Origin of the sequence: Tistrella mobilis (assembly GCF_039634785.1) — a bacterium.
Taxonomy (GTDB): domain Bacteria; phylum Pseudomonadota; class Alphaproteobacteria; order Tistrellales; family Tistrellaceae; genus Tistrella; species Tistrella mobilis.
Window position 1 is genome coordinate 106,444 of sequence record NZ_JBBIAB010000008.1, and the last position, 24,429, is coordinate 130,872.

Here is a 24,429-nt window from a genome sequence, read left to right on the forward strand (position 1 = left end):
CTTCATCCGGCGGCGGGCGTTCCGACTTCTTGAGGATGCATGAGATGAGCGATACCCAATCCTTCGACGTCGTCATCATCGGCGGCGGCCCCGGCGGTTACATTGCGGCGATCCGCGCGGCCCAGCTGGGGCTCAAGACCGCCTGCGTCGAGAAGCGCGGCGCGCTGGGCGGCACCTGCCTGAATGTCGGCTGCATTCCGTCGAAGGCGCTGCTGCAGTCGTCGGAGCTTTATGCCGAGACGAAGCATGGGCTGGACGAGCATGGCGTGAAGCTGTCGGGTGTCGAACTCGACCTCGCCGCGATGATGACCCGCAAGGGCAAGGTCGTCTCCCAGCTGACCGGCGGTATCGAAGGCCTGTTCAAGAAGAACAAGGTCACCTATTTCAAGGGCGCCGGCCGTTTCGTCGACGCGACCACCATCGAGGTGGCGCTGAACGACGGCGGCACCGAGACGATCAAGGCCCGCGAGACGATCATCGCCACCGGGTCGACCCATGTCGACCTGCCGGGCGTCGAGATCGACGAGAAGCGGATCGTGAGTTCGACCGGCGCGCTCGAGTTCGAGAAAGTGCCGGGCCGTCTGGTCGTGATCGGCGGCGGCGTCATCGGCCTGGAACTCGGCTCGGTCTGGAGCCGCCTCGGCTCGGCGGTGACCGTCGTCGAGTTCATGGACCGGATCACGCCCGAGATGGATGGCGAGGTCTCCAAGCAGTTCCAGCGCATCCTGGGCCGCCAGGGCCTGAAGTTCCGCCTGTCGACCAAGGTCACCGGCGCCGATACCTCGGGTGAGGCGATCAGGCTGACGGTCGAGCCGGCCAAGGGCGGCGATGCCGAGACCATCGAGGCGGATGCCGTGCTGGTCGCCATCGGCCGCAAGCCCTATACCGAGGGCCTCGGCCTTGAGGCCGTGGGCATCGAGACCGGCCCGCGCGGCCGGATCGAGGTCGACGATCATTTCCGCACCAATGTGCCGAACATCCGCGCCATCGGCGACGTGATCAAGGGCCCCATGCTCGCCCACAAGGCCGAGGAAGAGGGCGTGATCGTGGCCGAGATGATCGCCGGCCAGTCGGGGCATATCGACTACAACCTGATCCCGGGTGTGATCTACACCTGGCCGGAAGTCGCCAGCGTCGGCCGGACCGAGGAACAGCTCAAGGCCGACGGCATCGCCTACAAGCCCGGCAAGTTCCCCTTCTCGGCCAACAGCCGCGCCCGCGCGGTGGGCGAGACCGACGGCTTCGTGAAGATCCTGGCCGATGCCGAGACCGACCGGATTCTGGGCGCCCACATCATCGGCCCCGATGCCGGCACCCTGATCTCCGAGCTGGTGCTCGCCATGGAGTTCAAGGCCAGCGCCGAGGACATCGCCCGCACCAGCCATGCCCATCCGACCCTCGAAGAGGCGGTGAAGGAAGCGGCGCTGGCGGTGGACGGCCGCACGCTCAACATGTAAAGAAAATATCACGTGGCCATATGGTCGCGGGATTATCTTCGCACAAACGCCCGGCAGCGATCTGCGCTGCCGGGCGTTTGTGCGTGGGGGGCCGGCTCCGGCGCGGCGTCAGCGCGCCTTGCGGATTTCCGCGACGATCTGCCGCCTGGCCTCGAGGGACGCATCGGCCAGCGTCTCGACGAAGATGTCGATCACCAGATCGGCGGAGCGGCTGCGGATGGATCGGGCTTCGTTGAAAGCCGCATGCAGGGCGGCGCGGTCCACCTCGGGCTTTTCGATCTCGGTCATGACGGCGATCATCGCCTGGCGGAAAGCCATGTCCTCCGCCGCCATCGCCGGCTGCCGCGCTGCATAAAGAGCCGTCAATCTGGCGCCTTCTGCCGGCGGCAGGCGGTTTGAGATCATCTCCACCAGGCGTGCGGCGCGCGGCGCCATATCCCGGCCGAAGGGGCGGGCAGGCTCGGCGAGGAGCAGATATGCCGCGACCGCGAGGTTGGCCGCGACCGACAGGACAAGGGCCAGCCGCTCTGCACGGGGGCGCCGCAGGCGGTGGATGAGCGGACGGATCACCGGACGGCTCCATCAAGCAGAATAAGATCGCTGTCGAACAGCAGGGTCATCATGGCCGCACCATCCGCCGTGCCGGGCAGGCCGTGCAGGCCGATGGCGAGCAGGATGGCCGCGGCGCCGGCCAGGGCGGCCAGCGGCCAGCCGATACGGCCCGCCCGCCCGGCCCCCTGGCGGGATGTCTTAAGCCGATGCCCCACGGCCGCGATCGCCGCGGCGACCTCCCGGTCGGGGATCTGCGGGGCCGTGTTCAGGAGGGCGGCATCCAGTGCGGCCGCCCTGGCGAGCGGAACCAGCAGATCGGGATGCGCCTCCAGGCAGGCGCGTGCCGCCGCCTGCCGGTCTTCGGGCCAGCGGGAGATATCGGCACCCCAGGCATCGAGCAGCCGGCGGAAGCTGTCTGGGGTCATGATCCGATCTCCTTCCGGCTGGCCCGGGCGTCCGGGTCGATGGGGGTGAGGGCGTGTCGCAACTTGCGGCGCGCCCGTGCAAGCAGGCTCTCGAAGGCATCTTCGCTGATCTCCAGGATCCGGGCGCAGTCGCGGCCGGCAATGCCTTCGTAATGGAACAGCACGATCGCCGCGCGCTGACGCGGGTCCAGCCGGTCGATCCCGGCCTGAAGCCGGGCCTCGCGTTCCGCCCCGATCAGGCGGGTAAGGGCGTCGGGTGCGGTATCGACGACGGCATCGGCGGTCTCCAGCGCCAGCGCGGCCGGTCGCCGTCGCCGGTCGAGGGTGAGGTTCAGCACGATCCGGGCGAACCAGGCCGTGAAGCTGCCGCGTGCCGGATCGAAGCGGCCGGCATGGGTCCAGAGCCGCAGAAAGGCATCCTGCGCGATTTCGTCGGCATCGGCGGGATTGCGGCCGACGCCCCGCGCGATGCCGATGGCACGCCGCATATGGCGCGCCATCAGCAGGGCGAAAGCGGTATGATCCCCCGCTGCCACGCGGCCGATCAGGACATCGTCTTCGGGGTCCTCCATGCCTCACTCGGGTTTGCGGGCGTCCCATTCCGCCTGGGACAGGCTACCGTCGCCATCGGCATCCAGCGACCGGAAGCGGCGGTCGAGCATGTCGGTGCGTCGCCCTTCCGGCAGTTCGGCAAGGCGCTTCGCCGCCCGGCTTTCGCCGGCCGCGATCTGGGCCGACACCATCCTGCCCCATTCCTCGCGGCTGAGCTGTGCATTCCCGTCGGTATCGATCGAGGTGAAGGTCGGCGGTTCGGCTGCGCCGCCATGGCCGGGCAGGCCGGCGGCAAGGGCAAGGCAGGCGGTCAGGAGAAGGCGGCGGTGGTGGCTGGTCATCGGATGTCTCCGCTCTGATGGACAGGCTCACCCCCTCTACGCCCGGGTGCCGGCGTTTCCGTCGCGGGGTCTTCTGATTTCGGAAGAAGCCGGGTATCGTCCTTCGCGGCTGTCCTGCCCTTGCGGCACAGCCGCGCGTGTGGAGACATGGGATCGACGGCATGAGAACCGCCTCCCGGGACCAGACAATCGATGGCCGCCGGCTGCGGGGCGCCTCTCTGCTGCTGCTTGCCCTGATGCTGGCGCCTGCCGCCCTTGCGGACGAGGCGTCGGCCCCCCAGGCTGAAGCGCCCCAGGCCCCGGCTCACCCGGCGGAAGAGATGCAGGCCGTCCCGGATACCGGCACCGATGATCAGGCCGATCCACCGGCTCCGTCCGGGCGGTGGATGCGGATTCCCGTGGCCGATGGCCGCCTGATCTTCCGGGCGGCGCGCTATGGCGTGAACAATGCGCCGGACATCGCGCGTCATCATCAGCGCGCGGATGGCGAGGTCGATGCCGAAGGCGCCTTCTGGGCACCGGCCGACGAGGCAGAACCCATGGCCGGGCTTTACGTCGGGGCGCTTGCGGCCTCGGGCGCGCAGACCCGCTCTCCCCGCTTCGACGATCTTTTCGCCTTCAAGGACGATGAGGGACCGATCCGCCTGGCGGTCGAGCCTCTGGCCGTGATCCCGAGCCGGTTCGGGCCGCTGCCGGTGGAGCGCTTCCGGGTGACGGAGCGGGACTGTATCGGCTTCCTGGCGCCGATGGCGCCGGGCACCTATGGCTACGCAGCCCCGCCCGCCATCGCGGACGACCCGGCCCCACCCTCTGCCCCTGAACCCGCCCTGCCACCGGTGCCGACCGCCGAAGCCGCCCCGGTGCCGATGCCGCCCACGGCGGTGGTCGCGGGTTTCCACTGCCTGGAACCGGGCCGGCGCTATGATGTCGATCTCGCCGCCCTGGCCGTGGGGTCGATCGGCGTCGTGGGCGAGGCGGTGCCGCCCCGCACCCCGCTCGGCCGCCCGGTGGTGGTCGATCTGGCCGTCAGGGCCCTGCCGGGTGCCGGACCGGCCGATGCGGCGGCGCCGGATGGCGACGGGGATGGGGATCCGGCGGCGGATGACGGCCCGCCGCTCGGTCTCTGGCGCGGGGTGGCTTATGTCGACGGCATCGGCCTCGGCATGCGCGCCGGGGCGAAGGGGCAGATGCTGATGCTGTTCGCCGGCCCTGACGCCGAGCGGGATGGCGCGCGTCCCACCATCTGCCGCGGACAGTGGGAGCTGGACTCGATCGCCTACGAGCCGCCGAATATCGGGTCGGAATGGATCGACGATCCGGTGGACCCGATCCCCCTCTCCGGCTACTGGTCGATGCTCTGCGACGGGCTGTTCGGCGATCTGCTCGGCCCTGTCGAGGGGCGGCTGCAGGGGCGCATCCCCGAAAAGCTCCGGGTCGAGGGCACGGCTCCGGAGGGACGCCGGGCGGTGGAGCTGATGCTGCCGGAATTCGCGCCCGGACCCTGATGTCCCGGGTATCGCGAGACGCGATGTGACGGATGTCTCAATAACTTGCCGCGACGCGACGATTACTTTCGCATCGCCGCAGAGACGAGGTGGACAGGCCTTCCGGCCACGGTTAACGTCTCGGAGTAACGGCAGAGTGGCCGGGCGGTGCAGACCGCCGTCCGCCCCCGCACGGCTGTCCCCGAGGCGTCGCCCGGGGCATTTCCACGCCGGCTCCGGGGTCCGTTCGCCGCCGCATCGCATACCGCCAGGAGCCCTGTTGCCGATGACGACTCTCGCCATAGAGCTGGCCCGTGTCGATCTGCTCGCCGATCTGCCGCGCAACAGCCTGGCCGCCGTGGCGGCGCAGGTGCGCACCATGCGTCACGGGGCTGGTGCGGTGGTGCTGGATGCCGATGACGGCAGCAGCAATCGCGACGTCTTTCTGGTGCTGGAAGGCGTGGTGGACGTCATCAACTACGCCCTGACCGGCCGCGAAGTCTCGTTTGCCCGCATCGAGGCCGGCGGCTATTTCGGCGAGCTGTCGGCGATCGACGGCCTGCCGCGCTCGGCGCGGGTGGTCGCGGCCACCGATTGCCGGCTTGCCGCACTCTCTCCCCAGCTCTTCGACCGGCTGGTGACCGAAGAGCCGACGGTCGCGCGCAAGGTGATGTTGCGTCTGGCCCGGATCATCCGCGCCTGCGACGAACGGATCATGGATCTGAGCACGCTGCGTGCGGTCGAGCGGGTGGCGGTGGAGATCCTGCGTCTGGCCAGGCCTTCGGACGGCAATGCCGGCGCCCCGGGCCGCTGGGTGGTGGACCGTCTTCCGGCCCAGCGCGACATTGCGGCGCGGGTCGGCACGGCGCGCGAGACGGTGGCCCGCGTGCTTTCTCAGCTTCAGGAGGATGGGGTGGTGGAACGCCGCGGCCGCATGCTGGTGGTGCCGGATCGCATGCGCCTGCTGCGGGTGGCGGCCGGCGACCGCCCCGAAGCGCTGCTCGCCCGCTGATACCCCCCCGCAGACACACGCCCATGCGCCGCTTCGCCCTCGTCGCCCTTGCCGCCCTCGCCGTTTTTGCCCTGGCCCTGACCGCCTGGTCGGGTGGGGGTATGGCGGTATCGCCTGCGGCAGAGGCGATACCGGCGATGGCGGTCATGGCCGCCGGCCCCTGCCCCGACCATCATGGCGGGGCGCCCGATCGCCAGCATCGCGCCTGCATGGCCGCCTGCGCGATGCTGTGTGCGCCGGCAGCCCTGCCGGCCCTGCAGATCCCGGTCGGCTTCGGCCATGCCGGCCGGCCATCGCTTCCGGCCATCTTCCTGCCCGACGGCCGCAACCCGGCCGGTCCGTTCCGTCCGCCGATCGTCTGAAGGCGCCCCGCCCCGGGGCCTCTCTTCAGATATCGGATCTCCGGACGGAAAGGGATTTTCCATGTCCATGAACATCACCCGCCGCCGCCTGCTCGGTGCGGCGGGCGCCGCTGCGGCCCTGGCTGCGGCCGGACGCGTCCTGCTGCCGTCGGCCTATGCCGATGCGCCGCGTCACCGGCTTTCGGCCACAAGCCGGGTCATCGACATCCGCGGCCGCGCCGCCACGGTCTGGGGGCTCCGCCGTCCCGACGGCGGCAACGGGCTGGAACTGATGCCCGGCGAGCGGTTTCACCTCGCCCTCCACAACCGGATGGACGAGCCGACCATCATCCACTGGCACGGCCTGACCCCGCCGCCGGATCAGGATGGCGTGACCGATACCGGCTATGCCGGGCTGATTCCGCCCGACGGGCAGGCGGCCTATGATTTCGCGGCCCGGCCCGGAACCCATTGGATGCATTCCCATGCCGGCCTTCAGGAACAGCTTCTGCTGGCGGCGCCCCTGATCGTGCGCAGTGCCGCCGACCTCGCCGCCGACCGGCAGGAGGTGGTGGTCATGCTCCACGACTTCAGCTTCCGGACGCCGGACGAGATCCTGGCCGGCCTGACCGGCATGGCGGCGGCGGGTCATGGAGGCATGAACCACGGCACGATGACCCACGGTGCCATGAACCACGGGACTATGGGCCAGGCTGCGGCGGGCCCCGATCTCAACGATGTCGACTACGATGCCTTCCTGGCCGAGGACCGCACGCTCGACGATCCGCTGGTGGTGCGGACCGAGCGGCGCGGGCGGGTCCGGCTCAGGGTGATCAATGCGGCGACGGCCACCGCCTTCCGGCTCGATCTGGGCGGCCATCCCGTCCGCGTGGCGGCGGTGGACGGCAACGAGGTGCCGGCGCAGGAGGTCGCGGATGTCCCGCTTGCCCAGGGGCAGCGGGTCGATCTGCTGGTCGACATGCCGGCCGAAGGCGGGGTGGTGCCGCTGCTGGCGACGCGTGAGGGCGATACCATCCGCACCGGCATTCTGCTCGCCACGCCGGGGGCGGCGGTCGCCAGACTATCCGACCGGGCGGCACGACCGGCCGCACCGGTCGATGCGACGCTGGACCGGATCCTGATGCCCGCCGATGCCGCGGTGGTCCGGCCTGCACGGCAGGTGGAGATGGTGCTGGATGGCGGGATGATGCCCTATCGCTGGACCATCGACGGCCGGAGCTGGGCCGATCGCCGGCCGGTGCAGGTCCGGCCCGGCGAGGTGCTGGCGGTGACCATGGTCAACCGCTCGGCCATGGCGCATCCCATGCACCTTCACGGCCATCATTTCCGGGTGACGGCGATCGATGGCCGGCCGGTGGGCGGTATCCTGCGCGACACGGTGCAGGTGGTGCCGGGCAGTGCGATCACCATTGCGGTCACCGCCGACAATCCCGGCCGCTGGCTGTTCCACTGTCACAGCCTCTACCACATGGCCACCGGCATGATGACCGAACTGGTCTATGTCTGAGGGGGGCGGTCCGTGCCGTCCGTTTCGTCCTCGCCGCTGCGCAGCCGTGCCCGGGGGTGCGCGGCGGCATAGGCGGCGATCATCCGTTCGGTCGCAACCGCCGTGTAGCGCTGGGTGGTCGCCAGGCTCTCATGGCCCAGCAGATCCTGGATGATCCGAAGATCGGCGCCGCCATCCAGAAGATGGGTGGCGAAGGCGTGGCGCAGCGCATGGGGGGTGGCGGTCGCATCCAGCCCCAGCGCGCGCCGCGCCGCCGCCATGTGCCGTTCCGCCACCGCCCGGTCCAGCCGGCCGCCGCGCACGCCGGTGAAGACCGGCCGGTCGGGGGTCTGCGGATGCGGGCAGGCGGCACGATAGGCCTCGACCGCGCCGACCACCGCCGGGATCAGCGGCACCCGGCGCTGCTTGCCGCCCTTGCCGCGCACCACCAGGGCCGGCTGGCTGCTGCCCGGCGCCGGCCAGTCGCGCCCGTCCAGCGACAGCGCCTCGCCGATGCGCAGCCCCGCCCCCCAGAGCAGGGCGAAGAGGGCGCGTTCGCGCAGCGCCACCCAGTCGCGGCCGGTTTCGGCGCCGATATCGGCGGCTGCGGCGATCAGCCGGCGGGCATCTGCCGCCGCCACGGGGCGAGGTGCGGGGCGGACGTGTTTCGGCGCCGAAAGACCGGCGAGCCCCGGCGCCGGCAGGCCGTGCACCCGATCGAGCCGTCGATAGAACCCGCGCACCACTGCCAGCGCCCGGGCGGTGGAGGCGGGTTTCAGGCCGTCGGCGCGCCGCCGGGCCATCCAGGCGCGAAACCCCTGGATGTCGATGGCGGCCAGTGCGGAAAGATCACCGATCCCACCGGCCCAGTCGGTGATGAAGCGCAGAAACTGCGTCAGATCGCGGTCATAGGCGGCGACCGTATTGGCCGAGGCGCGCCGTTCGGCCACCAGCCAGCGCCGCCAGTCTTCGACCGCCGCCGCGATATCCGCCGGCAGGGGCGCGGCCGGATCCTGCGTCAGGCGCTGGGCCACGACCGGGCCAGGCAGCGGGCGGCCACGGCTGCCAGGAAATCGAGCAGATCGCTCGCCTGACCGTCATGCCAGGTGGCTTCGCGGCCATTGCCCAGCACCATCACCATCGGCGGCATGTCGGCGCGGGTCTCCAGGCGGACCACGGCGTCGGACCGGACGGTATCGTTCTCGGTCCAGAGCGGTGCCCGGGCATCGGCCTCGATCCGGCCGCGCAGCCGAAGCGGCCGGCCGGCGCCCAGCAGGCGATCGATCGTGCCGGGGGGAAGGGCGGTGACACCCGCCGGCATCCGGCTGGCATCACCTTCGGCCGCAACCAGCGCGCATTCGATGCCCAGCGCCTGGGGGACGGCCTGGACCAGCCGGTCGACCACGGCATCGACGGTCTGCGCCTCGACCAGGGCCAGGACCGACTGGCGGACCCGCTGGTCGATCTCGGCATTGGCTTGAACCGTGCCGATCAGGCGCTTCTGGTTGCTGCGCATGTCGTCCACCGTCCGTGCCAGCCGGTCGATCTGGAAGCGCTGCATGTCGACGACGCCGTCGCCGTGGCGACGGCCCGGCAGAACCAGGGCTTCCAGGGCTTCGGGGTGACGCTGGAAGAAATCCGGGTGGCGGGCGAGATGCGCCAGCACGTCGGCGTCCTGGATCGGGCGGCCGGCGGCGGGGGCGGCGGTGTCGGAGCTGCTGGTCATCTTGGCGGGTCGGTCTGCCTCGGGGTGGCGGGAAGGGGTTTGCCCTTCAATATGGAACGGCGCGGCTGCGGGGTCGACCCTCAGGGTCATCGCCGCAGGCCGCGCCGCTCGGCATCGGATGATGCGCCGGGTTCAGATGGCCGTGGTTCAAAGAACCGTCTGGCCGGTCTTCTCCCAGTCGGCCATGAACGCGGCCAGGCCCTTGTCGGTCAGCGGATGCTGGTACATCTGGCGCAGGACCGAGGGCGGCACGGTCACGACATCCGCCCCGATGCGGCCGGCTTCGACCACATGCAGCGGATTGCGCACCGAGGCGACCAGCACCTCGGTCTGGAAGGTCGGATAGTTGGCGTAGATCTCGACGATCTGCTCGATCAGCTCCATACCGCGCGCGCCGATATCGTCATAGCGGCCGACGAAGGGGGAGATGAAGCGGGCCCCGGCCTTGGCGGCCAGGATCGCCTGGGCGGGCGAGAAGCACAGCGTGACGTTGACCGGGGTGCCCTCGTCCGAGAGCGCCTTGCAGGTCTTCAGCCCGTCGATGGTCAGCGGCACCTTGATGGTGACGTTGGGGGCGATGCGGGCCAGATACCGGCCCTCGGCCAGCATCTTCTCGTGATCGAGGGCGGTGACTTCGGCCGAGACGGGGCCGGCGACCACGGCGCAGATCTCTTCGATCACTTCGACGAACTTGCGGCCGCTCTTGGCGATCAGCGTCGGGTTGGTGGTGACGCCGTCGACCAGGCCGGTGGCGGCGAGATCGCGGATTTCGGCAACGTCGGCGGTATCGACGAAGAACTTCATGATGCGGGCCTCTGGAAACCAGGGTATCGGCGGTCGGGTGACGGGCCGATGGAAGTGACGGACCGCCCTGACCGGGCGAAGACAGGGGAAGCCGGCGTTCGGGCGGACACTTCCGTGGCGGTCGGGGATGCCTGAAAACCCGGTCCGGGTCTTCCGGCAAGGGATGGTGGGTCCGCCGGTTTGGCGCGGAGTTTAACGAAAGCCTTGCGCCGCCGCCAGTTGCATGATGCCATCCGCCCGACCCGTCCGCACCCGACTGCTGCTTATGCGATGACCGCCCCGGATACAAGTCCGAACCCGTCCGCCGGGTTGTTTCCCGACCATGCCCCTGCCGATGCGTCTCGCGTGGCCGTTCTGCCGCTGCAGACGATGGGCGGCCCGGCGGGGCGCCGGCTGGATCGGCTGGACTATCTTGTCCCGCCCGGTATGACGCTCGCCCCCGGCGATGTGGTGCAGGTGCCGTTGGGGCCGCGCACGATCACCGGTGTGGTCTGGGGGCCCGGCGAAGGCGACCTTGCGGCCGGGCGGCTGAAGCCGGTGACGGCGCGGCGCGACTGTCCGCCGGTGCCCGAGGCGCTGCGCCGGCTGGTGGATGCGGTTGCGGCCTATACCGTCTCGCCGCCCGCGGCCGTGCTGCGCATGGTGCTGCCGGTCGACGACGCGCTGGATCCGCCGCGGCCCGAGACCGGGCTGGTGGCGACCGGTGCCGCGCCCGCGGGCCGGCTGACGCCCCAGCGGCGGGCGGTGCTGGAGACGCTGGAGCGCGTGATGGCGGAAGAGGGCGGCAGCCCGCCGACGGTGGCGGCGCTCGCCGCCGCGGCAGGCGTGTCCGATGGTGTGGTCCGCGGGCTGATCGACGGCGGGGCGCTGGTGCCGGTCGACCGGCCGGTGCCGCCGGCCTTCGATCTGCCGGACCCCGACCGGCCGGGCCCCGCATTCGGCCCCGACCAGGCCGCGGCCGCCGCGGCCCTGGTCGCGGCGGTGGGGGCGGGGTTCGCGGTCGAAGTGCTGGACGGGGTCACCGGCTCCGGCAAGACCGAGGTCTATTTCGAGGCGATCGCCGCCGCCCTCCGCCAGGGACGCCAGGCCCTGGTTCTGGTGCCCGAAATCGCGCTGACCAGCCAGTGGCTGGAACGCTTTCGCGGTCGCTTCGGTGCGCCGCCGGTGGTGTGGCATTCCAATCTGGGACAGGCCCATCGCCGCCGCGCCTGGCGGGCGGTGGCCGAGGGGACCGCTCCGGTGGTGGTGGGGGCGCGTTCGGCGCTGTTCCTGCCGTTTCCGGCGCTGGGCGTGATCGTGGTCGACGAGGAACACGATGCCGCCTTCAAGCAGGAGGACGGCGTCGTCTATCACGCCCGCGACATGGCGGTGATGCGCGGCGCGCTGGAAGGCGTGCCGGTGGTTCTGGCCTCGGCGACGCCGGCCCTGGAAACACTCGCCAATGTCGAGCGCGGCCGCTATCGCCGCCGCCGCCTGGCGGCGCGCCACGGCGCCGCCGTACTGCCGGCGGTGGAGGCGATCGACATGCGTGCCGAGCGCCTGCCCGCCACCCGCTTCGTTTCGGAGCCGCTGAAAGACGCCATGCTTGCCGCGAAGGAACGCGGCGAGCAGTCGATGCTGTTCATCAATCGTCGGGGCTATGCGCCGCTCACTTTGTGCCGGGCCTGCGGGCACCGGATGCGCTGCCCGTCCTGCGAGGCCTGGCTGGTCGAGCATCGCTTCCGTGCCGGCGGCCCGCGCCTGGTCTGCCATCATTGCGGCCACGAGGAGCCCGAACCCGACACCTGCCCCGCCTGCGGGGCCGAACATAAATTCGCCCCCTGCGGGCCGGGCGTGGAGCGTCTGGCCGAAGAGGTCGGCAGCCTGATGCCCGAACTGCGGGTGGCGGTGATGACCAGCGACACGATCGCCAGCCCGGTCGAGGCCGCCGATCTGATCGCGCGTATGGAGGCGGGCGAGATCGACGTGCTGATCGGCACCCAGATGATGGCCAAGGGCTATCATTTTCCCCGGCTGACGGTGGTGGGGGTGGTGGATGCCGATCTGGGGCTTGCCGGCGGCGATCTGCGGGCGGCGGAGCGGACCTATCAGCTGCTCGCCCAGGTCGCTGGCCGGGCGGGGCGGGCCGAACATCCGGGGCGGGTGCTGCTGCAGACCTATGATCCCGGCCATCCGGTGATCCGCGCGCTCATCGCCGGTGATCGCGACGGTTTCCTCGACGCGGAAGCCTCGGAGCGACGGGCCGCCGGCGCCCCCCCTTACGGCCGATGGGCGGCGGTGGTGGTCTCGGCACCCGATCCGGGCGATGCCCGCTCCACGGCCGACGTCTTCGCCCGTGCGCTCCGCCGGACGCTGCCGCCCGGTGCGCGGCTGCTGGGGCCGGCACCGGCGCCGATCAGCCTGTTGCGGGGCCGCCATCGGGTACGGCTGCTGGTGATGGCCGATCGTGCCGCGGACCTGCCCGCCGCCATGGCCCGTGCCCGCGATCTCGTACCGGTGCGCGGTGCGGTGCGTGTGCAGATCGACGTCGATCCGCAGAGTTTTCTCTGACGCTCTCCAAGGATCCGGTTGCGACCTATTGCCGCGCGGGCGGTTGATCCGACGGTTGATCCCCCGGGGTGGTAACCGGTACCGGGCGGCCGCAAGCCCCGGATGCGCGTCACAGGCACAACGGCGATTTTCGCTGTCGCAACGCGGGTTGCACCTCCCGGGTCCTTGTGTTAGGTATCGCCTGCCCTCGGCATGACGGCGTCCACGGACGGCGTGTGTCGTGGCCTTGGTCCTGCTCGCGCGTTCCATTACGTGACCGCAGGGCCTCGTCGCTTTTCTTTTCACGACAGGCTTCAGGGACGGTCCCAGTGGCAGGTGCGCAAGCGGATGCGACCGGACTGGCGGGGCGTTATGCGACCGCCTTGTTCGATTTGGCGCAGGAGCGTGAAGCGCTCGATGCGGTGACCGGCGATCTCGCCCGATTCAGGCAGCTGCTGGACGAGAGCGCAGAGTTCGCTCGGCTGGTGCGCAGCCCGATCGTGTCGCGAGACGACCAGGTCAAGGCGGTGACGGCGATCGCCGACAAGCTCGGCATGAACGAGCTCACCCGGAACTTCGTCGGCTATGTGGCGAGCCAGCGGCGGCTCTTCTCTCTCGCGGCCATGATCCGCTCCTTCGAGGCGCTCGTCGCCCGGGCGCGCGGTGAAGTGATCGCGGAGGTGACCTCCGCCCATGCCCTCACCGATGAGCAGAAGAGCGCGCTCGAAGCCGCGCTCAAGCAGGCGGTCGGCGGTGCGGTCGCGATCCGGACCGACGTCGATCCCTCCCTCATCGGAGGTCTCGTCGTGCGTGTCGGTTCGCGCATGATCGACGGCTCGATCCGCACCAAGCTGCACAGTCTGAAACTCGCCATGAAAGGGGTTGGATGATGGACATCCGCGCCGCTGAGATATCGGCGATCATCAAGGAGCAGATCGCCAGCTTCGGCACCGAGGCCGAGGTTGCCGAGGTCGGGCGGGTGCTGTCGGTCGGTGACGGCATTGCCCGCGTCTACGGCCTCGACCAGGTCCAGGCGGGCGAGATGGTCGAGTTCGCCGACGGTACCAAGGGCATGGCGCTGAACCTCGAGGCCGACAATGTCGGTATCGTGATCTTCGGCGAAGACCGCAACATCACCGAGGGCTCGCTGGTCAAGCGGACCAAGGCGATCGTGGACGTGCCCGTCGGTCGTGGCCTGCTCGGCCGCGTCATCGACCCGCTGGGCAACCCGCTCGACGGCAAGGGTCCGATCCAGGCGACCGAGCGTGCTCTGGTCGAAAGCAAGGCCCCGGGCATCATCCCGCGCCAGTCGGTGCACGAGCCGATGCAGACCGGCCTCAAGGCGATCGACGCCCTGGTGCCGATCGGACGTGGCCAGCGCGAGCTGATCATCGGCGACCGCCAGACCGGCAAGACCGCCGTGGCGATCGACGCGATCCTGAACCAGAAGGCCGCCCACGCCGGTTCGGACGAGACGAAGAAGCTGTATTGCATCTACGTCGCGGTCGGCCAGAAGCGTTCGACGGTCGCCCAGATCGTGAAGACGCTGGAAGACAACAGCGCGCTGGAATACACCGTCGTCGTGGCTGCCACCGCGTCGGATCCGGCGCCGCTGCAGTTCCTGGCCCCCTATTCGGGCTGCGCGATCGGCGAGTTCTTCCGCGACAACGGCATGCACGCCCTGATCATCTATGATGATCTGTCGAAGCAGGCCGTCGCCTACCGCCAGATGTCGCTGCTGCTCCGTCGTCCTCCGGGACGCGAGGCCTATCCCGGCGACGTGTTCTATCTCCACAGCCGCCTGCTGGAGCGCGCTGCGAAGATGAGCAAGGAGCGGGGTTCGGGCTCGCTCACCGCGCTGCCGGTCATCGAGACCCAGGCCGGTGACGTGTCGGCCTACATCCCGACCAACGTGATCTCGATCACCGACGGCCAGATCTTCCTTGAGACCGAGCTGTTCTATCGCGGTATCCGCCCGGCCATTAACGTCGGTCTGTCGGTGTCCCGCGTGGGTTCGGCCGCGCAGACCAAGGCGATGAAGCAGGTCGCGGGCCGCATCAAGCTCGACCTCGCGCAGTTCCGCGAGATGGAGGCCTTCGCCCAGTTCGGTTCGGACCTCGACGCCGCGACCCAGAAGCTTCTGGCCCGTGGTGCGCGCCTGACCGAGCTGCTGAAGCAGCCCCAGTTCTCGCCGCTCAAGATGGAAGAGCAGGTCTGCGTGATCTTCGCAGGCGTGCGCGGCTATCTCGACGCGATCCCGGTCAATTCGATCGGCAAGTTCGAGCAGGCGCTGCTCGCCGACCTGCGCGGCGAGAACAAGGCGATCCTCGACGCCATCGCGACCGAGGGCAAGCTCTCGGACGAGGTGGAAGCGAAGCTGGTGGCGGTCGTCGACCGCACCGCCAAGACCTTCGCCGCCTGATCCGGCGGATGCCTGAAGGGCGCCGCCCGTATCGCCGGGACATCCCGGCTGATGCGGGCGGCGTCGTCCGGACCCGGTCCGGGCGGACCGGCCGCGGCCGGGCACATCAGGTCCGGGGTTCCGGGCCGCGACGGACAGGATCCACCTCCGGGGTCGATCAAGGGTCAGCCGAATGCCTAACCTGAAGAACCTCAAAGTCCGCATCAACAGCGTCAAGGCGACGCAGAAGATCACCAAGGCCATGCAGATGGTCGCGGCGTCGAAGCTGCGCCGTGCCACCGAGCAGGTCGAGGCTTCGCGTCCCTATGCCGAGCGCATGGAGCGTGTGCTCCGCTCGCTCGCCTCGCGCGTGATCGTGACCGACACCACGCCGAAGCTGCTCGCCGGTTCGGGCAGCGATCAGGTGCATCTGCTGATCCTGGCGACGGCGGATCGCGGCCTGTGCGGCGGCTTCAACACCAGCCTCGTGCGTGCCGCGAAGCGTCAGATCCAGATCCTGACCGCCCAGGGCAAGACGGTGAAGGTGCTGTGCGTGGGCCGCAAGGGCCGCGACCAGCTGCGCCGCGAATACGGCAGCCTGATCATCGACACCGTCGAGGGCATCGGGCGCAAGCGTCTGGCCTTCTCCGAGGTGCAGGCCATCGGCGACAAGGTGATCGCGCTCTACGAAGCCGGTGAGTTCGACGTCGCCACCCTGATTTTCAGCCACTTCAAGTCGGCGATCAATCAGGTGGTGACCCTGCAGCAGCTGGTGCCGTTCGCAACCGCCGAGGCCGCGAACGATACCCAGGCAACTGCAGCGGGCAGCGGCGCTGTCTACGAGTACGAGCCCGAGGAGGAGGCGATCCTCGCCGACCTTCTGCCGCGCAACATCTCGGTCCAGATCTTCAAGGGTCTGCTCGAGAATGCGGCCAGCGAGCAGGGCGCGCGGATGACGGCGATGGACAACGCCACCCGCAATGCCGGCGAGATGATCGGCAAGCTGACGCTGGAATACAACCGCACGCGTCAGGCGGTCATCACGCGCGAGCTGATCGAAATCATTTCCGGCGCCGAGGCGCTGTAAAGAACGGTCCCGGGAGCGGCGGCCGGTACCGGTCTCCGCCCGCAGGTTTTAGAGAGTTCCGACGGGAGCGACAGCATGAAGAACAAGGTCGGCAAGATTACGCAGGTCATCGGCGCCGTTGTCGACGTGCAGTTCGACGGCGACCTGCCGGCGATCCAGAACGCGCTTACCACCGACAACAACGGCAACAAGCTGGTCCTGGAAGTGGCGCAGCACCTGGGTGAAAACCAGGTCCGCACCATCGCCATGGACGGCACCGAAGGCCTGATCCGTGGCCAGGACGTGGTCGACTCCGGCGCGCCGATCAGCGTGCCGGTCGGTCCCGCCACGCTGGGCCGCATCCTGAACGTCGTCGGCGAGCCGATCGACGAGAAGGGCCCGGTGGACAACAGCCGCGTTGCCCCCATCCACGCCGAGGCGCCCGCCTTTGCGGAGCAGTCGACCGAGGCCGAGATCCTCGTCACCGGCATCAAGGTCATCGATCTGCTGGCGCCCTATGCCAAGGGCGGCAAGATCGGCCTGTTCGGTGGTGCGGGCGTGGGCAAGACGGTGCTGATCATGGAGCTGATCAACAACGTCGCGAAGGCCCATGGTGGCGTGTCGGTGTTCGCCGGTGTCGGCGAGCGTACCCGCGAGGGTAACGACCTCTATCACGAGATGATCGACTCGGGCGTTATCAAGCCGGACGATCTGGGCGCCTCGAAGGTGGCCCTGGTCTACGGTCAGATGAACGAGCCCCCGGGAGCCCGTGCCCGCGTCGCGCTGACCGGCCTGACGCTGGCCGAGTACTTCCGTGACGAGGAAGGCCAGGACGTGCTGTTCTTCGTCGACAACATCTTCCGTTTCACCCAGGCGGGTTCGGAAGTGTCGGCGCTGCTCGGCCGTATTCCTTCGGCGGTGGGTTATCAGCCGACGCTGGCGACCGAAATGGGTCGTCTGCAGGAGCGGATCACCTCCACCCGCAAGGGCTCGATCACCTCGGTGCAGGCGATTTACGTGCCGGCCGACGACCTGACCGACCCTGCGCCGGCCACCTCGTTCGCCCATCTGGATGCCACCACCGTGCTGTCGCGTCAGATCGCCGAGCTCGGCATCTACCCGGCGGTGGACCCGCTCGACTCGACCTCGCGCATGCTCGACCCGCGCATCGTCGGCGACGAGCACTACCGCACGGCCCGCGAAGTGCAGCGCGTGCTGCAGAGCTACAAGTCGCTGCAGGACATCATCGCCATTCTGGGCATGGACGAACTGTCGGAAGAGGACAAGCTGGTCGTCGCGCGTGCGCGTAAGATCCAGCGCTTCCTCTCGCAGCCCTTCCACGTCGCCGAAGTCTTCACCGGCTTCCCGGGCAAGCTCGTCTCGCTCGAGGATACCATCCGGGGCTTCAAGGAGATCGTGGACGGCAAGCACGACGACCTGCCCGAGGCAGCGTTCTACATGGTGGGTTCGATCGAAGAAGCGATCGAGAAGGCCCGCGAGATGGCGAAGGCCGCGGCCTGAGCCGCAGCCTTTCGTCACGCTTAACGGCCCGCCCACCTACGAGAAAGGCGCTGACCGATGTCGGACAAGGTCAGGTTCGAGCTGGTGTCGCCGGAGCGTCTGCTCCTGGCCCGGGACGTCGACATGGTCGTCGTCCCCGGGTCGGAGGGACATTTCGGTGTCCTGCCCGGCCACGCACCCCTGATCGCGACCATGCGTCCGGGGGTGATCGAGGTCTATGAGGGCCAGACGGTCGTCGATCGTCTGTTCGTCGCCGGCGGCATGGTCGAGGTCACCGAAGCGAGCTGCATCGTGCTCGCCGAGGACGCCCTCAACCTCAAGGACGTCAACCGCGGCGACGCCGAGGCCCGTGCCAAGGCGGCTCGTGAGGATCTCTCGCTGGCGCGCGACGAGGCCGAGCGCCTCTCCGCCGAGCGTAAGATCGCCGAGGCCGAGGCCCTGCTCCAGGCGGTCGCCTGACCGTCCGGCGCATGACGACATAGGGGCTGCCGGCATCATGCGATGCCGTGCGGGTTCCGTGAAAAAAGAGCGACCGTCCCGTGGGGGCGGTCGCTCTTTTTTTGTCACCCGCAACCGGTGCCTTTTCGGTCAGGATGGCAATAGATGATGTGGCCTTGACCTTGGTGAAGCGTTCACCACTTGTTAAGAGATGCGCCGCCAACGCTCCGCATACGAGCGGCGGGGAGGGAAATCTGGCCCCCTGTCCCTGCCTTGCGTGAACCGGATTGACGCGGGTAAGCCCTATGAAACATTGGACGATCGACGACATCGCCTGGGAGCACTTCGACCCCTCGAAGGTCGACCCCGAGATCCTGAAGGCCGTGAAGGCGGCCGCGCTGGTTGAGCATAACGGTTACGACTACGCGGCCTATCTGTGCAGCGTGTTCGCCGATGATCCCGACTTCTGCCAGGCCGCGAAGGACTGGGCGGAAGAGGAGGTGCAGCACGGCCGTGCCCTCCGCCGCTGGGCCGAATACGCCGATCCGACCTTCGACTTCGATGACGCCTTCGCCCGCTTCACGCGTGACATCACCCTGCCGCTCGACGCCAAGCAGTCGATCCGCGGGTCACGTTCGGGGGAGCTGGTCGCCCGCTGCATCGTCGAGGTCGGCACCTCGTCCTTCTATGGCGCCATGGCGGCCGCGACCGAAGAACCGGTCCTGAAATCCATCGCCATGCGCATCCGGGCGGACGAGCTGCGCCATTACAAGCTGTTCTACAACCACCTGAACCGCTATCTGGAGCGGGAGCAGCTGGGCCCGACCCGCCGGCTGATGATCGCGCTCAGCCGCATCCGCGAGACCGAGGATGACGAGCTGGCCTATGCCTATCACTGCGCCAACGGGCTTGCCGGACCCTATGACCGCTCCGCCTGCATCGCCGCCTACAGCCGGCGTGCCTATGGCATGTACAAGCGCCCGCATGTCGAGCGCGCGGTCATGATGACCTGCAAGGCGGCCGGGCTGGATCCGCAGAGCCGGGTGGCCCGGCTGCTGGGCGATGCATCCTGGTGGCTGATGCGCAAGAAGGTCGGCTGGCTGGAGCGGCGCGCCGCCTGATGGCCGAGGCGGCGCCTGCCAACCTGCCCCCTGCCAATCTGCCCCCTGGCACCCTGTCCCTGCGCATCGATCTGCCGGGCGGCCGCCGGTTCGGTCCGGGCAAGGCCGCCCTGTTGGCCCATGTCGAGGCTTTGGGATCGATCGCGGCGGCCGGCCGCGAGATGGGCATGTCCTATGCGCGCGCCTGGCGGCTGATCGAGGCCATGAATGCCGAGTTCGCCGCGCCGCTGGTCCAGCGTCAGGCCGGCGGCGCCGGCGGTGGCGGTGCTCTGCTGACAGAGACCGGCCATGCCGTGCTGGCGGCCTATCGGGCCGCGCTGGAGGCAGCCTCGGCGGCCGCCGCGGCGCCTCTTGCCCGCTTCGCCGATCTGGCGGGGCCCGCCAGCCCTGTATCCTCAGATCCTGTCTCCTCAGGCCCTATGTCCCCAGAGCCAGGGTCTTGATCAGGGCCAGCACCGGCCGCCCCGGCGCCAGCCCCAGATCCCGCGCCGCTGCAGGCGTGATCCGCGCGAGCAGACGGCCGCTCTCGCCTCCGTCAGTGTCTGTGCCCTCGATCTCCAGGGCCACGGCCACCAGCCCGTCCGCTTCCTGCGTCACCGCGGTCACCCGGCAGGGCAGGCGGTTGCGGATGCTGAGCCCGGCGGCATCGAGCGCCGCACCATCCAATGCCAGGGCGACGTCGCGTGCTGCCACCCTGAGGCGCATCATGCTGCCTGGCGGCGGCGGCGTCTGACCGGCGGCGAGCCGCAACCGGCCCCGGCCCACGGCCAGTTCCAGCAGGCCGTCGCCATCCGGCCGGCCGGTGACCAGCAGATCGAGCACGCCGCCCCGCGCAGCCTCGCCCGCGATTCGCGCCAGGGCCGGATCGGCGGTCACCCGGGTGGTGCTGCCGCTCGCGATTGCGCGCCCGTCTTCCATCAGCACCAGATGGTCGGCCAGCCGCATGACCTCGTCGAGGGCGTGGCTGACATAGAGCATGGGAACCTCCCCCTCGCGCGCCAGCCGGTCGAGGAAGGGCAGGATCTCGTCCTTGCGGGCGCCGTCCAGCGCCGCAAGCGGCTCGTCGAGCAGCAGAAGCCGGGGCTCCGCCAGCAGCGCACGGCCCAGCGCCACGCGCTGCGCCTCCCCGCCCGAGAGCGTGCGCGGCTTGCGTTCCAGCAGCGCCTCCAGTCCCAGAAGATCGACCACCGCATCGAACCGCCCGATGGCCGGCTGCGCCGGGCCATGGCGGCGGGCATAGTCCAGATTGCGCCGGACGGAGAGATGCGGGAACAGGCGGGCATCCTGAAACACCACCGCCACCCGCCGCCTGTGCGGGGCAAGGCTGGTTCCGGTGGCGCGATCGAACAGGGTGGTACCGTCGATGCTGATCCGGCCGTCTTCGGGGGAAAGGAAGCCGGCCACGGCCGAAAGCAGCGTCGATTTGCCGGCACCGGAGCGGCCGAAGATCGCGGTGACGCCATGGGCCGGCAAAGCGAGGTCGATATCGAGCGCGAAGCCGGCGGTCAGCCGATGGGCGATGCGGATGGCGATCGTCATGCCGGGCCTCGCGACCGTCGCGACCGCGGCAGGTCGAGGCCGAGCCGGCGGCGCATGATCCGGGTCACGATCTCGGCCAGGATCAGGGCGGCGACGGCGATCACGATCCCGACCAGCGCCAGGCGCAGCGCCGGCCCGTCGCCGCCCGGGGCGGACAGCAGGGTCTGGATCGCCAGCGACAATGTGCGGGTCTCGCCGGGAATGTTCGACACGAAGGTGACGGTCGCCCCGAATTCGCCGAGGCATTTCGCGAAGCCCAGGATCATGCCGGCCAGGATCCCCGGCAGGGCGAGAGGCAGGGTGATGGTCAGAAACGACCGCCAGGGCGGGACACCCAGGCTGGAGGCCGCCTCGGTCAGCCGCGGATCCGCCGCTTCGAAAGCCAGCCGGATCGGGCGGACCACCAGGGGCAGGGCCATCACCGCCGCGGCAAGGGCGGCGCCGGTCCAGCGAAAGGCGAAGACCAGACCGAAGACCTGGTCGAGCACGGCGCCGATCGGCCCCTTGCGCCCGAAGGCGAGCAGCAGCAGGAAGCCGGTCACCACCGGCGGCATGACCAGCGGCAGGTGGACGATGACGTCCAGCACCACCCGTGCCTCGGATTTCCAGCGGGCCAGGATCCAGCCCAGCATCACCGCCACGGGCAGCAGACAGGCGAGCGCCACCGAGGCCACCTGCAGGCTGAGCAGGATGGCATCGCGTTCGGCGGCGCCCAACCAGTCCAGGCCCATCCAGTCCAGGCCGGGCCAGCCGGTCATGCCGTCGTCCTGCCGATGTTTCGGGGCGTGCAGGTCACTTCGCGATCGGCTCCAATCCGTGCCTGCGCAGGATATCCGCCCCTTCGGGACCTGTCAGGTAGTCAAGGAAGGCGACCGCCGACGGTGCGGCCTCTTCATCGGCGCCGCCCAGCAGGGCCGCCGGATAGCGCACCGGCTGGTGCAGCCGTTCCGGCAGCACCGCCAGAACCTTCACATCGGGTTCGGCTGCGGCATCCGAGGCATAGACGATCCCGGCCGGCGCCTCGCCACGGGCCACCAGCGACAGCGCCACCCGGACATTCTCGACCGGCGCGGTGCGCGGCTCGATCTTCGACCAGATGCCGAGCGAGGTAAGGGCGTCGCGGGCATATTGCCCGGCCGGCACACTTGCCGGATCGCCGATCGCCAGTCGGCCGTCGGCACCGATCACCGCATCGATGGCGGCGGACAAGGCGGCATCGCCGTCATCGGCGGGCGGGGTGGCCCCACTGTCCTTCGCCACCACCAGCACGACCCGGTTGGCGGCATAGGGGCGGATCTCGCGGGTCAGCCCGGCCTTTTCGACCTCGTCGACCCATTTGGGATGGGCCGAGATGAACAGCGTCGCCGGCGCCCCGGCGATGATCTGCCGGGCCAGCGTGCCCGATCCGGCAAGGGAGACCTGCGGCGCCTCTCCGCCCTTGGCCACGAAACCCTTGCCGGCTTCATCCATCACCTCGGCAAGGCTGGCGGCGGCAAAGACCAGCAATGGCCGGTCCGCGGCCTCTGCCCGGCTCTGGCTGGTGGTGACGGCAAGGGCGGCAAGCAGCAGGCCGGTCAGAAAGGCTTTCATGGGGGGCTCCGTTATATCTGGATGGATATAACGGTGAACGAGCCCGCCCCCCGCGTCAATGGGCACGTCACCTGAAGGTGGTTAACATGCCCGCCGCCTGCCGCCGCTCAGCGCAGCAGATGGTCGAATTCGGCCAGCACCTGTTCATAAAGGGCGCGCTTGAACGGCACGATCATCCGCGGCAGGTCCTGCGCCGGCAGCCAGCGCCAGCGGTCGAATTCGGGATGTTCGGTGGCAAGATCGATATCGGCATCGGTGCCGAGGAAGTCCATGGCGAACCATTTCTGGCGCTGGCCACGATACCTGCCGCCCCAGACCTTGCCGATCAGCTCCGCCGGCAGGTCATAGGTCAGCCAGTCGGCGGTTTCGGCGAGGATCCGGGCCTTGTCGGTGCCGATCTCTTCCTTCAGCTCGCGCAGAGCGGTGACCTCGGGGCTTTCCCCGGGATCGATGCCGCCCTGGGGCATCTGCCAGGCCTCGGCCGTGGTGTCGATGCGCTGGCCCACGAAAACCTCGCGGGCGGGGTTGAGCAGCATGATGCCGACGCAGGGACGATAGGGAAGATCGGCGGGATCCGCGGCCATGATGTTCTCCGGGACGACTGTATCTTGGGGGGGATCTTGGGGAGAGAGGGTGCGCCACATGCCTGTGCGCGACGCAGTCACTTGCTCAATGCCCGCTGCCATGGGCCGCGCCGCCCGGGGCATGGGCGTCGGCGGCCGGGGCGCTTCCGGGAGGCGCCGAGGTGGCCGGTGTCGAGGTGGCCGGTGTCGAGGTGGCCGGTGTCGAGGTGGCGGGTGTCGAGGCGGGGCCCGACACGGCCGGCGGGGCCGCACCGCCATCGGGGGCAAGGCCCGGCGCCTCGGCAAGGGCCGTTGCCGGCGCGAAGGCCACGCCGCGGCTTTCGATGGTGCGGATCCAGTTGGCCACCCGTTCCAGGGTGACCGGCCAGGCATCGGCCACGGCCAGCGCCTTGCCCTCGCGCCGGGCCAGGCTTTCCAGCGCATTCAGCCGCTGATCGATCGCCTGAGGCGTCGCCACGGCGTCGACCGTCAGCCGCGCGGTCGCCCGCGGCACGCCGATCTCGCGGGCGAGTGCCGCGCCGACATCGGTGTCGCTTTCTTCCTGCACCACCATCATCACGCCCCGCTCCTGCAGCTCGTCGAGCACGGGCCGGAGATGCTGGGGGGAGCGCATGAACCGGTCGCCCATCAGCGGCTTCACCCCGACATAGCCGGTCACCCGGCTCAGCGTCCATTGCAGCCGCTCGCGGTTGCGGGCGGGCTCCAGCGTCGTCAGCAGGGCGGCGGGGCCGGCATCGTTGCGCGGATAGCCGTCGGGCTCCATCGGCAGTTCGATCATCACCTCGTGGCCGGCCTGACGGGCAAGGCCGATCCAGCGGCTGAGTTCCGGCGCATAGGGGGAGAAGGCCAGCGTCACCGCGCCCGGCAGATCGATGGCCGCCTTGGTCGCCGTCTCGGAAAAGCCCAGCCCGCCGATCACCAGCCCGACCCGGGGGCGGGCGTCGCTGCGATCGAAGGGGCGGGCATAAACCTGCCAGGGCGCCTCTCCGTCGGTGCCACGCACCGGCAGCGGGCCCTGGGTGCTTTCCTGGGTCAGGCCGGGGGCGGGGGCCGGCGTCATGGTCACCGCCGCATCCGGTGCGGTGGGCGGCGGCGGTGGCGGCGGGGTTGCGGGCGGCTGGTTTGCCGCTTCGCGCACCGTCGCCAGCGTATCGCGGGCCAACGGTTCCTCGCGGCTGGCCTGGATCGGGTTGCCGCGCGGGGCCGGGTCGGTGAAGGCCGGCATCGGCAGCACGATCTGCGGCAGATTCCGCTCCGCCTGCTTCTGCGCCTCGGTTTCCGGATCGGGCCGGGCGGCGGCAAGCGCGATCAGCCCGGCCGCCGCAACACCGGCAAGCGCAAGCAGGCCGGTGATGGTCCAGATCGTGCGCGCACCATCACCCCGGCCGCTTGCGGCGGTCGGCTGGTCGCGCCTGCGTTTGGATCCTGCGGCCATGATC

25 protein-coding genes are annotated in these 24,429 nt (G+C 69.7%); 13 read left to right on the top strand and 12 right to left on the bottom strand.

What is annotated here, in order from left to right; genetic code table 11:
• Nucleotides 1-44 precede the first annotated feature (44 nt).
• Nucleotides 45-1,457 carry a dihydrolipoyl dehydrogenase gene (gene lpdA, locus WI697_RS13490; protein ID WP_345958817.1) on the top strand — a complete coding sequence of 471 codons (1,413 nt, stop codon included), beginning with the start codon at nt 45-47 and terminating at the stop codon, nt 1,455-1,457.
• Nucleotides 1,458-1,565: 108 nt separating this feature from the next.
• Here the strand turns inward: lpdA and WI697_RS13495 are convergent, their stop codons facing one another.
• The 4 genes from WI697_RS13495 to WI697_RS13510 are packed head-to-tail and all read right to left on the bottom strand — an operon-like array spanning nt 1,566 to nt 3,327.
• The gene (locus WI697_RS13495) at nt 1,566-2,027 is read right to left on the bottom strand and encodes a periplasmic heavy metal sensor (RefSeq protein ID WP_062761958.1); all 462 of its coding nucleotides are present in this window, start codon (nt 2,025-2,027) and stop codon (nt 1,566-1,568) included.
• A complete protein-coding gene (locus WI697_RS13500) occupies nt 2,024-2,434 on the bottom strand; it encodes a hypothetical protein (RefSeq protein WP_062761959.1) in 411 nt (136 codons plus the stop codon). The genes WI697_RS13495 and WI697_RS13500 overlap by 4 nt, the downstream gene beginning before the upstream one ends.
• On the bottom strand, nt 2,431-3,006 hold the full coding sequence (locus tag WI697_RS13505) for a sigma-70 family RNA polymerase sigma factor (RefSeq protein WP_062761960.1): 576 nt from the start codon (nt 3,004-3,006) through the stop codon (nt 2,431-2,433). The genes WI697_RS13500 and WI697_RS13505 overlap by 4 nt, the downstream gene beginning before the upstream one ends.
• Nucleotides 3,007-3,009: 3 nt before the next feature.
• On the bottom strand, nt 3,010-3,327 hold the full coding sequence (locus WI697_RS13510; RefSeq protein WP_062761961.1) for an EF-hand domain-containing protein: 318 nt from the start codon (nt 3,325-3,327) through the stop codon (nt 3,010-3,012).
• 161 nt (nt 3,328-3,488) lie between these two features.
• Between WI697_RS13510 and WI697_RS13515 the strand changes: the two genes are divergently transcribed.
• From WI697_RS13515 to WI697_RS13530, 4 genes are all read left to right on the top strand, one after another.
• Entirely contained in the window at nt 3,489-4,832 is a 1,344-nt protein-coding gene (locus WI697_RS13515; protein WP_345958818.1) for a hypothetical protein, read from the top strand.
• 265 nt (nt 4,833-5,097) lie between these two features.
• Nucleotides 5,098-5,823, top strand: coding sequence for a Crp/Fnr family transcriptional regulator (locus WI697_RS13520; RefSeq protein ID WP_062761963.1), 726 nt, complete (start codon nt 5,098-5,100; stop codon nt 5,821-5,823).
• 23 nt (nt 5,824-5,846) lie between these two features.
• Nucleotides 5,847-6,185, top strand: a complete 339-nt coding sequence (locus tag WI697_RS13525; protein ID WP_345958819.1) for a hypothetical protein — start codon at nt 5,847-5,849, stop codon at nt 6,183-6,185.
• A 61-nt stretch (nt 6,186-6,246) separates the two neighbouring features.
• Nucleotides 6,247-7,692 (top strand): multicopper oxidase family protein, encoded by a 1,446-nt coding sequence (locus WI697_RS13530; protein ID WP_345958820.1) that lies wholly within the window; start codon nt 6,247-6,249, stop codon nt 7,690-7,692.
• Here the strand turns inward: WI697_RS13530 and WI697_RS13535 are convergent.
• The 3 genes from WI697_RS13535 to fsa form a co-directional block, all read right to left on the bottom strand.
• Nucleotides 7,683-8,705, bottom strand: coding sequence for a tyrosine recombinase XerC (locus WI697_RS13535; RefSeq protein WP_345958821.1), 1,023 nt, complete (start codon nt 8,703-8,705; stop codon nt 7,683-7,685). The two genes, WI697_RS13530 and WI697_RS13535, sit on opposite strands and share 10 nt — an antisense overlap.
• Nucleotides 8,690-9,397 carry a DUF484 family protein gene (locus WI697_RS13540; protein ID WP_345958822.1) on the bottom strand — a complete coding sequence of 236 codons (708 nt, stop codon included), beginning with the start codon at nt 9,395-9,397 and terminating at the stop codon, nt 8,690-8,692. Before WI697_RS13540 ends, WI697_RS13535 begins: the two co-directional genes overlap by 16 nt.
• 147 nt (nt 9,398-9,544) lie before the next feature.
• A complete protein-coding gene (fsa, locus tag WI697_RS13545) occupies nt 9,545-10,201 on the bottom strand; it encodes a fructose-6-phosphate aldolase (RefSeq protein WP_014746505.1) in 657 nt (218 codons plus the stop codon).
• Nucleotides 10,202-10,546: 345 nt separating this feature from the next.
• Here fsa and WI697_RS13550 point away from each other — a divergent pair, with 345 nt between their 5' ends.
• The 8 genes from WI697_RS13550 to WI697_RS13585 all read left to right on the top strand — a co-directional run bounded on the left by WI697_RS13550 (nt 10,547) and on the right by WI697_RS13585 (nt 19,720).
• Nucleotides 10,547-12,751 (top strand): primosomal protein N', encoded by a 2,205-nt coding sequence (locus WI697_RS13550; RefSeq protein WP_345958823.1) that lies wholly within the window; start codon nt 10,547-10,549, stop codon nt 12,749-12,751.
• Between the two features lie 308 nt (nt 12,752-13,059).
• Nucleotides 13,060-13,620 carry a F0F1 ATP synthase subunit delta gene (locus tag WI697_RS13555; protein WP_062761967.1) on the top strand — a complete coding sequence of 187 codons (561 nt, stop codon included), beginning with the start codon at nt 13,060-13,062 and terminating at the stop codon, nt 13,618-13,620.
• Nucleotides 13,620-15,152, top strand: coding sequence for a F0F1 ATP synthase subunit alpha (gene atpA, locus WI697_RS13560; protein ID WP_345958939.1), 1,533 nt, complete (start codon nt 13,620-13,622; stop codon nt 15,150-15,152). Before WI697_RS13555 ends, atpA begins: the two co-directional genes overlap by 1 nt.
• A 172-nt stretch (nt 15,153-15,324) precedes the next feature.
• Nucleotides 15,325-16,218, top strand: coding sequence for a F0F1 ATP synthase subunit gamma (locus WI697_RS13565; RefSeq protein WP_062761968.1), 894 nt, complete (start codon nt 15,325-15,327; stop codon nt 16,216-16,218).
• A gap of 75 nt (nt 16,219-16,293) precedes the next feature.
• Nucleotides 16,294-17,718 carry a F0F1 ATP synthase subunit beta gene (atpD, locus tag WI697_RS13570; protein WP_014746500.1) on the top strand — a complete coding sequence of 475 codons (1,425 nt, stop codon included), beginning with the start codon at nt 16,294-16,296 and terminating at the stop codon, nt 17,716-17,718.
• 57 nt (nt 17,719-17,775) lie between these two features.
• Entirely contained in the window at nt 17,776-18,177 is a 402-nt protein-coding gene (locus WI697_RS13575; protein WP_014746499.1) for a F0F1 ATP synthase subunit epsilon, read from the top strand.
• A 284-nt stretch (nt 18,178-18,461) separates the two neighbouring features.
• Nucleotides 18,462-19,277 (top strand): ferritin-like domain-containing protein, encoded by an 816-nt coding sequence (locus WI697_RS13580; protein WP_014746498.1) that lies wholly within the window; start codon nt 18,462-18,464, stop codon nt 19,275-19,277.
• Complete coding sequence (locus WI697_RS13585) at nt 19,229-19,720, top strand: winged helix-turn-helix domain-containing protein (RefSeq protein ID WP_409351433.1); 492 nt, start codon at nt 19,229-19,231, stop codon at nt 19,718-19,720. The genes WI697_RS13580 and WI697_RS13585 overlap by 49 nt, the downstream gene beginning before the upstream one ends.
• Here the strand turns inward: WI697_RS13585 and modC are convergent.
• From modC to WI697_RS13610, 5 genes are all read right to left on the bottom strand, one after another.
• Complete coding sequence (modC, locus tag WI697_RS13590) at nt 19,695-20,816, bottom strand: molybdenum ABC transporter ATP-binding protein (RefSeq protein WP_345958824.1); 1,122 nt, start codon at nt 20,814-20,816, stop codon at nt 19,695-19,697. The genes WI697_RS13585 and modC overlap by 26 nt on opposite strands.
• Nucleotides 20,813-21,574: a molybdate ABC transporter permease subunit gene (modB, locus tag WI697_RS13595; protein ID WP_345958825.1), complete on the bottom strand. Its 762-nt coding sequence runs from the start codon at nt 21,572-21,574 to the stop codon at nt 20,813-20,815. Before modB ends, modC begins: the two co-directional genes overlap by 4 nt.
• Nucleotides 21,575-21,608: 34 nt before the next feature.
• Nucleotides 21,609-22,406 (bottom strand): molybdate ABC transporter substrate-binding protein, encoded by a 798-nt coding sequence (gene modA / locus WI697_RS13600; protein ID WP_345958826.1) that lies wholly within the window; start codon nt 22,404-22,406, stop codon nt 21,609-21,611.
• Between the two features lie 107 nt (nt 22,407-22,513).
• Entirely contained in the window at nt 22,514-22,990 is a 477-nt protein-coding gene (locus tag WI697_RS13605; protein ID WP_296714587.1) for an RNA pyrophosphohydrolase, read from the bottom strand.
• An 85-nt stretch (nt 22,991-23,075) separates the two neighbouring features.
• The gene (locus WI697_RS13610; RefSeq protein WP_345958827.1) at nt 23,076-24,425 is read right to left on the bottom strand and encodes a divergent polysaccharide deacetylase family protein; all 1,350 of its coding nucleotides are present in this window, start codon (nt 24,423-24,425) and stop codon (nt 23,076-23,078) included.
• Nucleotides 24,426-24,429 lie beyond the last annotated feature (4 nt).

Bases quoted from the DNA above. Each gene is read 5' to 3' on its own strand.
- lpdA (WP_345958817.1), top strand. From the start codon at position 45: ATGAGCGATACCCAATCCTTCGACGTCGTCATCATCGGCGGCGGCCCC.
- WI697_RS13500 (WP_062761959.1), bottom strand. From the start codon at position 2,434: ATGACCCCAGACAGCTTCCGCCGGCTGCTCGATGCCTGGGGTGCCGAT.
- WI697_RS13505 (WP_062761960.1), bottom strand. From the start codon at position 3,006: ATGGAGGACCCCGAAGACGATGTCCTGATCGGCCGCGTGGCAGCGGGG.
- WI697_RS13510 (WP_062761961.1), bottom strand. From the start codon at position 3,327: ATGACCAGCCACCACCGCCGCCTTCTCCTGACCGCCTGCCTTGCCCTT.
- WI697_RS13515 (WP_345958818.1), top strand. From the start codon at position 3,489: ATGAGAACCGCCTCCCGGGACCAGACAATCGATGGCCGCCGGCTGCGG.
- WI697_RS13520 (WP_062761963.1), top strand. From the start codon at position 5,098: ATGACGACTCTCGCCATAGAGCTGGCCCGTGTCGATCTGCTCGCCGAT.
- WI697_RS13525 (WP_345958819.1), top strand. From the start codon at position 5,847: ATGCGCCGCTTCGCCCTCGTCGCCCTTGCCGCCCTCGCCGTTTTTGCC.
- WI697_RS13530 (WP_345958820.1), top strand. From the start codon at position 6,247: ATGTCCATGAACATCACCCGCCGCCGCCTGCTCGGTGCGGCGGGCGCC.
- WI697_RS13540 (WP_345958822.1), bottom strand. From the start codon at position 9,397: ATGACCAGCAGCTCCGACACCGCCGCCCCCGCCGCCGGCCGCCCGATC.
- fsa (WP_014746505.1), bottom strand. From the start codon at position 10,201: ATGAAGTTCTTCGTCGATACCGCCGACGTTGCCGAAATCCGCGATCTC.
- atpA (WP_345958939.1), top strand. From the start codon at position 13,620: ATGGACATCCGCGCCGCTGAGATATCGGCGATCATCAAGGAGCAGATC.
- WI697_RS13565 (WP_062761968.1), top strand. From the start codon at position 15,325: ATGCCTAACCTGAAGAACCTCAAAGTCCGCATCAACAGCGTCAAGGCG.
- atpD (WP_014746500.1), top strand. From the start codon at position 16,294: ATGAAGAACAAGGTCGGCAAGATTACGCAGGTCATCGGCGCCGTTGTC.
- WI697_RS13575 (WP_014746499.1), top strand. From the start codon at position 17,776: ATGTCGGACAAGGTCAGGTTCGAGCTGGTGTCGCCGGAGCGTCTGCTC.
- WI697_RS13580 (WP_014746498.1), top strand. From the start codon at position 18,462: ATGAAACATTGGACGATCGACGACATCGCCTGGGAGCACTTCGACCCC.
- modC (WP_345958824.1), bottom strand. From the start codon at position 20,816: ATGACGATCGCCATCCGCATCGCCCATCGGCTGACCGCCGGCTTCGCG.
- modB (WP_345958825.1), bottom strand. From the start codon at position 21,574: ATGACCGGCTGGCCCGGCCTGGACTGGATGGGCCTGGACTGGTTGGGC.
- modA (WP_345958826.1), bottom strand. From the start codon at position 22,406: ATGAAAGCCTTTCTGACCGGCCTGCTGCTTGCCGCCCTTGCCGTCACC.
- WI697_RS13605 (WP_296714587.1), bottom strand. From the start codon at position 22,990: ATGGCCGCGGATCCCGCCGATCTTCCCTATCGTCCCTGCGTCGGCATC.
- WI697_RS13610 (WP_345958827.1), bottom strand. From the start codon at position 24,425: ATGGCCGCAGGATCCAAACGCAGGCGCGACCAGCCGACCGCCGCAAGC.